Origin of the sequence: Chitinophaga silvisoli (assembly GCF_003412465.1) — a bacterium.
Lineage (GTDB): Bacteria > Bacteroidota > Bacteroidia > Chitinophagales > Chitinophagaceae > Chitinophaga > Chitinophaga silvisoli.
Window position 1 is genome coordinate 654980 of the sequence record NZ_QTJV01000006.1, and the last position, 13531, is coordinate 668510.

Consider the following 13531-nt stretch of genomic DNA (forward strand, 5'->3'; position numbering starts at 1 on the left):
CAACTGATCACTTCCTCTTTGCCAGCATATTCCCGCTCAGCAAACCCAATGCTAGTCCTATCAGCAAACCGATATGAAGCCGCTTGATCTCAAAACCAATAGCCAGGCCAATGACAATACACAAAATCGCTGTCATCGTCAATCTTGACCTTGGAGGCTGTTTTTCCGCTGCCATTTATTTCTTCGTTGAAATCAGGTTTACAAATATGCGGTAAGCACCCGGTACACCCGCCGGCAACTCTCTAAAGAACGCCAGTGAAGTGTATACATACCTACCCTTGCCATACTTTGCAACGATTGTAGACCCCTGTAATGGTGCTTCTCCTTTATCATGCATAGAGAACAGCGCTTCATACTTTGCATCTGCGTTTGTCGTAAAGTACAGGCCGCGCTCCTGGATCCAGCCTTCGAAGTCCTGTTGGGTAATCTTATTCGGATAGTTCATAATCCCGTCCTCAGGCTTCAGGAAAGATACCTCGGCTTTTTCATCAGTCACACGGTCACGGCTCAGTGAAAACGGATAAGGTCCAAGATCATTGATCTGCAGGGGCCCGTTCACGTTATACTGCACCAGCAAGGTACCGCCATTCTTCACGTACTCCATCAGGCGGGGCTGCCAGTATTTGATACGTGGATTAATATTATATACCCTTACACCCGTAATGATTGCATCATACTGGCTCAGGTCTCCATTCATAATATCTTTTTCAGTGAGGTGCGTTACTTCATACCCTACCTGTTGCAGACTCGCTGCTACCAGGTCGCCTGCACCATCAATGTATCCGAGTTTGCGGCCATTGTGCTGCAGGTCTACCGTTACCAGACGGCCTGCTGCATCAGGGAATAAGGTAATGGTAGGAATATGATCATAGCTGATCGTCTGGATCCCCTGCGCGTAGGTATGCCCATCATCCTCAATGATTACTTTGAAGGTATCAGTACGGTTACTGCCCTCCACTTTGGCAGGAGCGATGTGAAACAGCAAAGTGGTTTCATCTCCCCTGTTCGTGAGCTCAAATGGCAGGGAAGTCTCCTGGCTGGAGAAGCCGGATGGCAATTGCAGTTTTACGCGGCCCCCGGTAGCATTCCCCATATTGCGCAGCTTGACCTGTACAGGTTGAGGAGTGGTGCTGGTGAATACAAAAACATTGTTCGCCAGGTTCGCCACTACAGGAGGAGCGATAATGAGGGGAGCGTATACCTCACCTTTTACAGGGTCGGTATGTTTGTATTGCACCGGACGGGCAATAGTCAGGTCTTCGCCCTTAATCTTTAAGCGGATGGTAGCCTGAATGCCCGGAATGTTTTCAGGATGGCCCACGAGCAGTGGATCCTGGATGGTGTATTCTCCTACACCATGAGCTGCGCGCAACCAGTACGGTTCAGAGATGGGCGTATTGTCCGGCACCTGCATGGTGATTGGTATATTTTTCAGCTGGTTGAAGTCCAGTTTATTTTGTGCGAAGCTGGTGTCCTTGCTGCCGAAGCTGAGGGACTGAATCTGCACGGGGATACTGCTGTTGCAGATTACCTGTACGCTGCCCTGCATGGTCTGACCAGGTACGACTACTTCATTGTTGCTATAAGCTTCTGCCCAGATACCGGCGCAGGCCAGGATGAGTTGTTCCGTCTCCTGGAGTTTCTGGTTACGCCAGTAACCCTCAGGGAGGGCCTGGATCGCTTTCCTGATTTGCAGCAGGGCGGGCACAGTAGCGGCAGGGTCATCTAGTTTATAGGCGGCCCTTGCTTTGTCGATCATCTCTCCGATGGCTTTACCGCCTTCGATGCGTGACCAGGTGGTATTGATGCCATCCAGCAGACTTTTCTGCGGGGTATCGCCCTTGATGGTGGTGAAGTATTCCATGGAGCTACCACGGGCAGCAGCTACACCGAATCCCTGGCTTTTGTGCTGGGAACGGCTCTCGGCGGCAATTTCGCCATAACCTTTGCCGAGGAGGTAATTGAAGGCACCTACGTCGAGTTTGAACTGGTCTTCGCTGGTGGTATTGAAACCACCAAAGTTGAAGGTATTCCAGAGCAGGCGTTTCACCTTCCAGGGCTTAACATATTTCAATTGTTCAGGAAACCGGTTTGGATCGGCGGCGGCATCGAAGGCTTCGGCTGCGATCATAGCGGAGGCGGTATGGTGACCATGACCGGCACGGCTATCGGCAGGGAAGCGGCATACGATGACATCGGGCTGGAATTTCCGGATGATCCAGACAGCATCGGCAAGAATTTGTTCACGGTTCCAGATCGTGAAGGTTTCGGCTGGGTTCTTGGAGAAGCCGAAATCCAGTGCACGGGTAAAGAATTGTTCGGCACCATCTACCCGCCGGGCGGCGAGGAGTTCCTGGGTACGGATCAGTCCAAGGAGTTCGCCCTGTTCATTGCCGATCAGGTTCTGACCACCATCTCCACGGGTAAGGGAAAGGTAGCCGGTACGATATAATTTTTCGTTTGCCAGGTAACCCAGCAGGCGGGTATTTTCATCATCAGGATGAGCGGCCATATATAAAACACTTCCCAGCGTATCCAACTTTTTCAGCTTCAGGGCAATGGAGGCGGAATTGTTCACGGGCGAGGGTTGTCCCATGGCCGTAATGGCCGCCAGCATGCCTGTTGCGATTGCTAAACAGATGCTCTTTACCATTTCGTTCGAGAATTTAAACAGGCTCAAAAATAGTGATTATAAGGAGGTGTTTGGGAAAATGTGATAAAAGGAAATAGGTGAAGGAGAATGGGGGCATTATGGAAAAAGGAGTAAGGAAAAACCGCGGGAGATAGGGTGTAGATTAAATATCACTAGTATTCCATAAGGTCACTAAAAGGTCACCAAAAGGGCACCTCAATATCCCCGGGATATTGAAGTGCCCTTTTGGTGACCTTATGGTGTACTTTTAATATAAAAGAAAGGGTATAGCCTGGGTATACCCAGACCAGGCATTTATACAACTTCAGCGAAAAAATTAAAGCGCCCCCGCCCTGTTATTTCTTAAACATAAAGTAAACGGCCCCGAGAATCAGGGCAAAGGATACCAGGTAATTCCACCTGATCGGTTCTTTCAGGTAGAAAATCGCAAAAATGGCAAATACGGAAAGGGTAATGACTTCCTGGATAGTCTTGAGCTGGAATCCGGAGAAGCCTTCCTGCTCGCCGATACGGTTGGCCGGGACCTGGAAACAATATTCAAAGAATGCGATTCCCCAGCTGATGAGGATGACTTTCCAGAGAGCAACGTTGGTGAACTTAAGATGACCATACCAGGCGAAGGTCATGAATGTGTTGGAAATGATGAGAAAGATAATGGTACGCATGCTGCGAATGTACTGCGTTTTGGAAATGAAAAATAGAAGTATCAGGCTTAGGTATAGCAAAAAATTCGCCAGTAAGCGGAGGTGAGAGGAAAGAAAAATCCGCTCATCTCAGAGTCGTACCCCTAAAATGAACGGATCCAGTTTGTAAATAGAAGGTTATCAGGAGGCCAAATACCCACCCGTTATAATTGGCAAGCGTAGCGGGGGGTATGGTATCTTTACCTTTAGCAAAATAGGATAAAAAAAATAAACCGGCCCAAAAGAGCCGGCCGGTTGTTACAGGTCTCAACTTTCCTATCATGCTTAGGAGTTGTAAGTTTTCAGAGTGCTCAAAGGGGACTTGTACACCCTTCTTGCATCATATATAATGATCTCTGGTAATAATCTAAGGTATAGGCACCTGCCTTTTGCAGGTATGTGGCTTGACTGAGCATCTTTATATATAATATATATAAGAACCGCTCCCCTGTCACTGGCAAATCCATGCCTTCCAGCTGACCCCTTGCCCTCAGGCAGTGGTCTCCTCCCCAACTTGTCAATACCACTCTGTTTTTCCTAAATAAAGAATGGTTACTCTTTCAATATTTTTAGCAGGCGCCTGCTAAATGCCGGCTTCTTATTCACTGTCTACATAAATAATACAACCGTTATTATCTTTACCATTAGTCTCTTTTAAAAAAAACTTGTCTTTTTTTTAAAAAAAGGGGCTTTTAAAACAAAGATCAGCCATGGTGGCTCATTTCCAAGTATAAAAAATTTATTTACTTTTTTTGTCCGGCTGCTAATCAGGCAATTAGCCGGATAATTGATAGAATAACCATAATTTTGCTATATTCTGTTTTTGAAAGCCAACTTTAGTTTTTTAAAAATGGAATGAAAAGATAGTTACAGGATGCTGCCGCTCAACAATACAGATATAGTCACCGGGGTCCGGAACAGGGATAAACAGGTATTTGAAATTATATTCAATCAGTTTTCGCCATCCATGTTCAGCATTGCCTTGCGCTACCTGAAAGATCAGGAAGAAGCGCAGGATATTGTGCAGGATGTATTCCTGAACCTGTGGCGAACCGCCGAGAACCTGGATGAGCGGGCACCGATCCAGCACTACCTGGCCCGCGCCACTGTAAACACCTGCCTCAACCGTATTAAAAAGACCCAAAGGCAGCAGGCGTACGCCAAAGAGCAACAGCAAACGCAGGAACCAGGCACCATTGAGCACCTACTGCTGGAACATAAGGAACTGGAAGCCCAGTATCTTTCCATTTTAGAAAAACTGCCTGAACAATGCAGACGGGTGTTCGAGATGAGTCGCATAAAGGGATTGTCGCCCGCAGAAATCTCGCAACAGTTAAATATATCCATCAATACAGTATACACACACCTTACCACCGCACTTAAAAAAATCAGGTTGGGACTGCTCAATCAGCAGTAGCGGGGCATACATATATAATATATAGACGCCCAAGAAAATGTTAAAATTTTTCCCCGGGGACTAATGGTAAGTTTATTTTTGATTGTATTAATAGTAAGAGATGAAACTACAGCAACCTGATATCGATGTCGTTATCCACTACCTGGAAGAACCAGGAAATGAGGAGCACAAACGTTCACTGGATGAATGGTTGCAGCAGGATGCTGCCAATTTGGATATCTTCCTTGAAACCAAAGCCTTATGGCAGGGTGACGACCTGATACCGACAGCAGCTACCTATAATACTACGCAACAATGGCAAAGACTGGAAACCCTGTTCGCCACTGAAGAGATCCTCTCCGGCAACAGTCTCCTCTCCCCTGCCACCTCCACGTCAACTCCCGTAATTAAGATGCGTAAACCTATCCACCGCTACTGGTGGGCAGCCGCCGCATCCGTACTCCTGATGGCCGGAACTTACCTCCTGGTCCGTCAGCCAATGTATACGACCCAACAAACCGCACAAAATAAAGATAGCCTCCTGTTACCCGATGGTACCCGGCTCTATCTGAATGCACATACCTCTGTCAAATACCCTCGCCACTTCAAAGGTGATACCCGCGAAGTATATGTGCAACAAGGTGAGGTATTTGTCGATGTAAAGCATATGCCTGAAAAACCATTCACCGTTCACCTGAAAAATGTGGACATTGAAGTACTCGGTACCTCCTTCGATGTGAAAGAAACCAAGCAAGGCGTAAAAGTCTTCGTACAGAGTGGTAAAGTAAGAGCCATCTACAAGAACAAGAACAGATCAGTGATCCTCACCCCAGGCCAGGAAGCCGATATGCTCCTTGCCAGTGAAAGCATCACTACCCGTCATCATAGGAATAATAATCCCATCGCATGGAAAACTGGTCAGCTGAGCTTTGACGATGCCCCATTGTCCGAAGTAGCCGACATACTCGAAGATTATTATAAAGTACATATCGTACTGAAAGGTGACGCGGTGGCCGATAAAAAGCTGATTGCTACCTTCCATAAGGAATCCCTTTCTGAAGTACTGGACATCCTGTCAAAAACACTGCAGGTACATACCGTACAGAAAGATAGCCTCGTAGAAATTTATTAAGTACTTCCGGAGAAAAAATGCAGGAAACTCATATGGCACTCCGGAAGGCCGCTTTTTATAAGCGCTGGTACATTGCACTTTTTTGTGCATGTATAGGGCTTCTTTTGACATGCCCATCAGTGAAGGCCCAGGATGCAGATACCATTCACGTATCCCTGAAAGTCACCCGCACCCCACTCCGCCAGGTATTACGCCTCATTGAAAAACAAACCGGCCTTACCTTCGCCATCTCCTCTACTGTCATAGAAAATTCCAGGAACGTATCTATTGTTGCTGATCACCAGCCATTGAATACAGTACTGCAACAACTATTTTCCGGTACCCGCTATGCATTCGAAGTCAGGAATAAACAGATCATCGTATTCCCGATCCTGCAATCCGCTCCCATAAGCGGGGTGCCAAAGATTCCGGTCAAACCAGAACCCGAAGTCTTTACCGTGTCGGGGGTCATATCGGACGGCGAAAAGCCACTGGCCGGGGTTTCTATCAGGGAAAAGGGTACCCGCAACGGTGCCAGTACCAACGAAACCGGTCGCTTTAAACTAACAGTGAATAATGGAGACGCAGTATTACAGATCTCCCTCATCGGTTATGAACCACAGGAAATAGCACTCAAACAAAGGAAAAACCTGGATGTATTGCTCACCGGCGATACCAAAATCCTGAATGACCTCGTCATCATCGGGTATGGTATCCAGACAAGGGCAAACATCAATGGTGCTATCACTAAAGTGGAAGGTCGCCGCCTTAAAAGCCGCCCGGTTACGAATGTGATGGCAGCGCTGCAGGGTACCGCACCAGGACTGCTCGTTACCCGCCTGAATGGACAACCCGGCAAAGAAGGATTTAACCTGCAGATCCGTGGCCTCTCCTCCGGCAACAACAGTGATCCCCTGGTACTTGTAGATGGTGCCCCTGGTTCTATTGCACTCCTCAATCCCAACGATATTGAATCCGTTTCCGTGCTGAAAGATGCCGCTGCGGCGAGTATCTATAGCCCGCAAGGTGCCGGAGGCGTGGTACTCGTAACCACCAAAAGAGGCAAGGCCGGCAAGATCAATGTGGAATACAATAGTCTCTTCGGCCTGGAACATCCCATCAACCTGCCCAAACGCATGCACTCCTGGCAGGCAGCAGCGCTGCAGAATACTGCTGCCACCAACGCCGGCCTGGATCCCATCTGGTCTGAACAGGAAATCGGGTATATGAAAGATCCGGCCATCGGGGCTGTGCGTGATCTGAACGGGGATTACAAGTATTATTATGACAATAATCCGCTGGAGAATGTTACCCGGCAAAATAGCTCAGTTTCCAATTTTAATATAAGTGCACGAGGTGGCAGCCTGGATCACCAATACCTGCTGTCACTAGGCACCTTTGCCCGCCAGGGTCTGTTTAATACAGGGCCGGACAATACCAACAGGAACAACGCCCAGCTGAATATCAATAACCGCTTCAGCGATATGATCAGCCTGGAGACGAGCCTGCAGTATGCCAGGAGTCATACGCAATCGCCGGGTTACCGGGTAGATGGGTACAATGGTTTATTGAATTACCTGTACCAGGCACCGGGTTACCTGCCTACCTACGTACCGAATACAAGCGACTACACAGCTGGCTATAATCCTATTTCATTATTGGAGGATGGCGGTAAACGCGACGAACAAACGTCGTTTGCAGATGCCACCTTTTCGCTGAAAGCAGAGAACCCGGTGAAGGGCCTGACTTTGAAAGCAGTGTATAGTCCGCAGATCACCCATTACTACGATGGCCTTGGCAAACAAACCATCCGCTACTATAACGGCAATGGCTACGTGAACAGCATCAATGATCCTAACTCCCTGAAGAGGGGTGATCTGCTGGAAGTACAGCATAGCCTGCAATTGCTGGCGGATTATGATATTCCTGCCGGTAAGCTGAATACCATTCACATATTGGGTGGTTATGCTTACGAAAGCCATTACCAGCGTCAGAAAATTTCTTCGCTCTATAATGTAACGAAAAATGAGATTGCCAATGTGGCATTCAATGATCCTTTAATTGCCGATAGACGCTGGTTCAAGGCTTCAGGCTCACAGGGATCTATGTTTGCACGCCTCAATTACAACTTCAACGACCGTTACCTGCTGGAAGCAAACGTAGTAGCTGCAAGATTGTTTTATAACAGTTCAGAGATGGGATCAATTACGCGTCAGCATATCTTCCCTTCCTTTTCCGGCGGCTGGCGACTGAACAATGAGAAATGGTTTGGGCATACCTTCCGCTTCTTCGATGAGTTTAAATTAAGAGCATCCTGGGGCTTGCTGGGCAACTTTAACTGGCGTGCAGGCCTGAATGATTATAACTACAGGGACCAGCTGAAATCACCGCAGGCTTATCCATTGTTGAATGAGGATTATAGTGACAGGTATATGCCTGGCAATAATAACTGGGAGACGATCAATACGACCAATGCAGGCTTGGATATGGCTTTCCTGAAAGGACGATTGACTGTGACAGCGGATTATTTTGTGAAGCATAATCCCAGGATCCAGATAGCATCGCAGACATTGCCTCCTTATAATTATGCTTATCCTGCCTTCTTTATAGCAAGCATGCATTCATGGGGATGGGAGTTGAATATTGGGTGGAGAGATAACAGGGGGGCATTTAGTTATTGGGTAAATGCGAACTTGTTTGACGGGCAGAATAAGATCTTAAGTAGTGATGGTAATACGGCCTGGTTACCGGGGAATAATAAGGGATTGACCGGATTGCCTTACAACGCAATCTTAGGGTATAAGAGCGAAGGATATTTCAGGACGAATGATGAGGCGCATGCACATGCCTATCAAAGTACGGTTACGGCTGCGGGTGATTTGAAATATGTGGATCAGAACAATGACGGGATTATTAACGGGGGTACTTATACGAAAGCGGATCATGGTGATTTAGTATACCTGGGTAGTTCACAACCGAGGTATTCTTATGGTTTTGATGCGGGCTTCTCTTATAAGGGAGTGGATTTTTCCGTGTTTTTCCAGGGGATTGGAGAGCGGAAGGTGATGGTACCGGCTAAGTATAGTATGCCGTTTGTAGAAGGCTGGCAGCAGCCCTGGCAGATTCATGCGGATTACTGGACACCGGGAAACCAGTATGCTGCGTTTCCACGACTGTATAATGGGTATAACCAGAACCTGGCACCCAGTTCGTTTTGGGTGATGAATGCGGCGTATGTGAGGTTGAAAAATCTACAGCTGGGATATACGTTCAGGTTTACGCATGGGCAGCCATTGCTGAGTAGTTTGCGGGTGTATTTTTCAGGGCAGGATTTGTGGGAGATCAATCATATGAAGATCCGGTATTATGATCCGGAGCAGGCGGCGAATACGGGGTACCAGTATCCGTTTTTCAGGTCGTTTACACTGGGGATGAATGCGATTTTTTAGTGGCGGGATTGTGCTTTTTAAGGTTTAAAATTTCTTCGCCTGTCAGTAGAATATGGTTTAAAAAAGTCTTTCTTTTGGTAATTAAGGTTGTTGTTTATAATGCAATAAATCTTAAATGCCTTAAAATAAAAAAAACGCTTCTACCAAACGGTAAAAACGTTTTACAGTTATTGGGTTGTTAGTATTGTCTGTTAGTGCTCCTTCTTCCCTGCCAGCAGGTACAACACCGCCATCCTCACAGCTACCCCATTCTCCACCTGGTTCAGAATGATAGAATGTCCGGAATCTGCTACGTCAGAGCTCAACTCTACGCCGCGATTGATCGGGCCGGGGTGCATGATCACAATCTCTTTCTTCAGACTATCCAGCAGCTGGCGGTTTACGCCGTAAGCCAGTGAGTATTCTCTCAGCGAAGAGAAGAGTGGTGTATTCTGTCTTTCCAGCTGTATGCGCAGCACATTCGCTACATCGCACCATTCCAGTGTTTCGCGGATGTCGTAGCTGACATTTACACCCAGTGCTTCCTGCATGTGCTTGGGGATCAGTGTAGGCGGACCTACTACCGTCACCTCAGCGCCCAGTTGCTTCAGGCAGTAGATGTTTGATAAGGCTACACGGGAGTGCATGATATCGCCGCAGATGGCAATTTTCTTACCTGTTACAGCACCCAGCTTTTCCCTGATAGAGAAAGCATCGAGCAGCGCCTGGGTCGGGTGTTCGTTGATCCCGTCACCAGCGTTTACGATAGGTACCTGGATGTGTTTGGATAAGAAGTGAGGCGCACCTGTGGCCGAGTGTCGCATTACTACCATGTCCACTTTCATGGAGAGGATGTTGTTCACTGTATCAATCAGGGTTTCACCTTTTGATACGGAAGAACCGGAGGCTGAAAAATTCACCACGTCAGCACCAAGACGTTTCTCCGCCAGTTCGAAGGAGATACGGGTACGGGTGGAATTTTCAAAAAATAAATTAACGATGGTAGTATCCCTGAGCGTAGGAACTTTTTTGATTGGTCTTTGTAAAACCTCTTTGAACTGATCAGCTGTTTGAAAGATTAGTTCTATATCCTGACGCTTCAGACCGCGAATTCCGAGGAGATGATTTACTGATAATGACATTTAAGATGCAAATATAAATGACCTGAATACAAAACCCAAAATCAATATCCGGACGGTAGGCTGTTTTTTAGCAAAAATCAGGTGGATAGTGGCTGGAATATTGGTATAAATGGCTCCATTTAAACCGCCTGATCAAAAGGCCTGGTTTTTAAAAACACCATCTGAAATTCCGCTTCCTGACAAATTCCTCCTGCTACTCAATGATCACATCGTCATGCCCATCTCGGTCTTTCCAGCGTACCTTCACATTTTCGGAGTTGACAGCATCAATTTCACGCCCCGTATAATCTGCCTGGATAGGCAGCTCACGGGTAAAACGGCGATCTATTAATACAAGTAACTCCACAGCGGAAGGTCTGCCGAAATCCAGCATTGCATCCAATGCAGAACGGGTAGTACGGCCTGTATACAGCACGTCGTCGATCAGTACGACCTTCTTATTTTCAATAGAAAAATCAATCGCAGTTTCGTTAGGCACATGTAGTGCCTTTCCTTTATTGAAGTCATCACGGTAAAAAGTGATGTCAATTCTTCCATATTGGATCTTTACACCTGGCAGCAGCTTCTGCAGGGTATTATAAATTCTGTCAGCCAGGTAAATGCCTCTTGGCTGCAGTCCGATCAGGGCAGTCTGGGAGAAGTCTCCGTGATTTTCGATGAGCTGGTGACAGAGTCTGTCAACAGTGATGGCCACTTGTGTACCACTCAGTATGGTCTTCAAAGTATGCAGTTTTAGGGAGTAAAAATAAGGATTATAAGAGGTTTATTGAATAATTTTTAAAAAACAGTGACCTTTCGCTGACTGAATCCGTATATATTGCATATGGTTTATTCAATCCTCATCATATGAAGTACTTTCTTATGTTTTCACTGTCCTTTTTTGTTTTTGCATGCAATTCCAAATCCCAGCTGAAAGTAGGTGATAAAATTCCGTCTTTCCAGCTGAAGGATCAGGATGGCAATACGTTTGATATCAATACTGTTTTAGGTAAACAGCCGCTGGTAATCTATTTCTATCCAAAAGATGAGACCAGTGTGTGTACGAAAGAGGCGTGTTCTTTCCGGGATGCTTATACGGCTTTTTCCCAGTATGGGGCGAAGGTGATTGGTATTAGTTCTGATGGGGTTACATCTCACAAGAAATTTGCGGAGCATCATCATCTGCCGTTTACATTATTGGCAGATACATCTAATAGTGTGCGGAAATTATTTGGTGTGCCGAAGACCTTTGTGATTCCGGGCAGGGTGACTTATGTGGTCGATAAGCAAGGGGTGGTTGTGCATATGTTTAATTCTATGAAGGATGGGGAGAAGCATGTGACGGAGTCGCTGGAAGCCTTGAAGAATATGAAATAAAGAGCATAAAAAAAAGGGCACCTCATTTCGAAGTGCCCTTTTTTTATATCGCATGAATTATGCTTCTTTGATAAAAGGATAACCGTACTCCGTAGGTGGTACCAGGGTTTCCTTGATCGTCCTTGCACTCAACCACCTGTACAGGTTCAGCATAGAACCCGCCTTATCGTTGGTACCGGAGGCTCTTGCTCCGCCAAAAGGCTGTTGACCTACTACCGCACCGGTCGGCTTATCATTGATGTAGAAATTACCTGCTGCATTCACCAGCTTTTTAGTCGCCAGGTCAATGGCATAACGGTCCTGTGCAATGATAGAACCGGTCAATGCATACGAAGAGCTGCTATCTACCACACTTATTATTTCTTCGAATTTATCTGCGTCATAAGTATAGATGGTCAGCACCGGGCCGAAGATCTCTTCGCACATCGTTACATATTTCGGATCTGTCACTTCGATGACGGTAGGCTCGATGAAGTAACCTTCAGTCTTGCTATAGTTACCACCGGCAATGATCTTAGCGGCAGGATCTTTCTTCGCATTCTCAATATAATTCGTGATTTTATCGAAGGAACGTTCGTCAATCACCGCATTGATAAAGTTGCTGAAGTCTTCCACGCTACCCATTTTCATGGTTTTCAGTTCTGCGAGCAGGCGGGTTTTCACTGCTTCCGCGATATTGGAAGGCAGGTATGCACGGCTGGCTGCAGAGCATTTCTGCCCCTGGTATTCGAAGGCACCGCGTGCCAGAGCAATGGCAGTAACGGCTACATCGGCAGAGCTGTGTGCCAGAACAAAATCTTTACCACCGGTTTCCCCTACGATGCGTGGGTAAGCTTTATATTTTTTGATGTTCTGACCGATGGTCTGCCACATGTGCTGGAACACAGCAGTAGAACCGGTGAAATGGATACCTGCAAATTCAGGGTGGCTGAAGCAGATGTCGCCCAGTTGAGGACCATCTACATAAATGAGGTTGATCACACCGGCAGGCAGGCCTGCTTCGATCATGATCTGCATAAACATATTCGCAGCGAAGACCTGTGTATCAGCTGGCTTCCAGACTACTACGTTCCCACACATTGCTGCGGAGGTAGGCAGGTTGCCTGCAATCGCGGTGAAGTTGAACGGTGTTACGGCCAGTACGAAACCTTCCAGTGGGCGGTATTCGGTACGGTTGTGTACACCTGGAGAGCTTACAGGTTGTTGTTTATAGATTTCTGACAGGAAATGAACGTTATAACGCAGGAAGTCGATCAGTTCGCAGGCGCTATCGATCTCTGCCTGGTAGGCATTTTTGCTTTGACCGAGCATGGTCGCGGCATTCATGTGGTAGCGATATTTGGTCGCAATCAGTTCAGCGGCTTTCAGGAAGATACCGGCGCGTTGTTCCCATGGAGTAGCGGCCCATTGTTCTTTAGCGGCCAATGCTGCGGCGATGGCATCATTGATATGGGAGGCTTCGCCCATGTGGAAATGACCCAGTTTGTGCTTGATTTCGTGTGGAGGGCGCAGGTCAACAGTTTTACCGGTACGGATTTCCTGGTTATTGATGTACATAGGAATATCCGCCTGTTGGGCCTTAAAGGCAGACAGTTGCTTTTTCAATGCAACCTTTTCTGGCGATCCGGGTGCATAGCTGTAAACCGGTTCATTTGCCGGTGCAGCAAAATGAAAATAAGCGTTGTGCATTCTCAAAGAGTTTTTGTTGTAACGATAATAAGTAAAATTAAGAGAAATGGTTCTCTTTCTGCCAAAAAGGAAA

10 protein-coding genes are annotated in these 13531 nt (G+C 46.9%); 4 read left to right on the forward strand and 6 right to left on the reverse strand.

Annotated features, from left to right (window positions below; translation table 11 throughout):
- Positions 1–7 precede the first annotated feature (7 nt).
- The 3 genes from DXN04_RS35220 to DXN04_RS18155 form a co-directional block, all read right to left on the reverse strand.
- On the reverse strand, positions 8–175 hold the full coding sequence (locus tag DXN04_RS35220) for a hypothetical protein (RefSeq protein ID WP_199415075.1): 168 nt from the start codon (positions 173–175) through the stop codon (positions 8–10).
- Positions 176–2653: a PIG-L family deacetylase gene (locus DXN04_RS18150; RefSeq protein ID WP_116854799.1), complete on the reverse strand. Its 2478-nt coding sequence runs from the start codon at positions 2651–2653 to the stop codon at positions 176–178.
- A 335-nt stretch (positions 2654–2988) separates the two neighbouring features.
- Positions 2989–3318, reverse strand: coding sequence for a DMT family protein (locus DXN04_RS18155; protein WP_116854800.1), 330 nt, complete (start codon positions 3316–3318; stop codon positions 2989–2991).
- A gap of 892 nt (positions 3319–4210) precedes the next feature.
- On the opposite strand from DXN04_RS18155, the gene DXN04_RS18165 reads away from it, so the two are divergent.
- From DXN04_RS18165 to DXN04_RS18175, 3 genes are all read left to right on the forward strand, one after another.
- Positions 4211–4753: an RNA polymerase sigma-70 factor gene (locus DXN04_RS18165; protein ID WP_083729047.1), complete on the forward strand. Its 543-nt coding sequence runs from the start codon at positions 4211–4213 to the stop codon at positions 4751–4753.
- Positions 4754–4853: 100 nt separating this feature from the next.
- A complete protein-coding gene (locus DXN04_RS18170) occupies positions 4854–5864 on the forward strand; it encodes a FecR family protein (protein ID WP_116854802.1) in 1011 nt (336 codons plus the stop codon).
- 32 nt (positions 5865–5896) lie between these two features.
- On the forward strand, positions 5897–9292 hold the full coding sequence (locus tag DXN04_RS18175; protein WP_158569069.1) for a SusC/RagA family TonB-linked outer membrane protein: 3396 nt from the start codon (positions 5897–5899) through the stop codon (positions 9290–9292).
- A gap of 191 nt (positions 9293–9483) precedes the next feature.
- Here DXN04_RS18175 and DXN04_RS18180 read toward each other — a convergent pair whose 3' ends face one another.
- Both DXN04_RS18180 and pyrR read right to left on the reverse strand, forming a co-directional pair.
- Positions 9484–10413 carry an aspartate carbamoyltransferase catalytic subunit gene (locus tag DXN04_RS18180; protein ID WP_116854804.1) on the reverse strand — a complete coding sequence of 310 codons (930 nt, stop codon included), beginning with the start codon at positions 10411–10413 and terminating at the stop codon, positions 9484–9486.
- Positions 10414–10606: 193 nt separating this feature from the next.
- Positions 10607–11134, reverse strand: coding sequence for a bifunctional pyr operon transcriptional regulator/uracil phosphoribosyltransferase PyrR (gene pyrR / locus DXN04_RS18185; RefSeq protein ID WP_116854805.1), 528 nt, complete (start codon positions 11132–11134; stop codon positions 10607–10609).
- Positions 11135–11259: 125 nt separating this feature from the next.
- On the opposite strand from pyrR, the gene DXN04_RS18190 reads away from it, so the two are divergent.
- Positions 11260–11769, forward strand: coding sequence for a peroxiredoxin (locus tag DXN04_RS18190; protein ID WP_233525624.1), 510 nt, complete (start codon positions 11260–11262; stop codon positions 11767–11769).
- A 57-nt stretch (positions 11770–11826) separates the two neighbouring features.
- Here DXN04_RS18190 and pruA read toward each other — a convergent pair whose 3' ends face one another.
- Positions 11827–13458 carry an L-glutamate gamma-semialdehyde dehydrogenase gene (gene pruA, locus DXN04_RS18195; RefSeq protein ID WP_116854806.1) on the reverse strand — a complete coding sequence of 544 codons (1632 nt, stop codon included), beginning with the start codon at positions 13456–13458 and terminating at the stop codon, positions 11827–11829.
- Between the last annotated feature and the right edge of the window lie 73 nt (positions 13459–13531).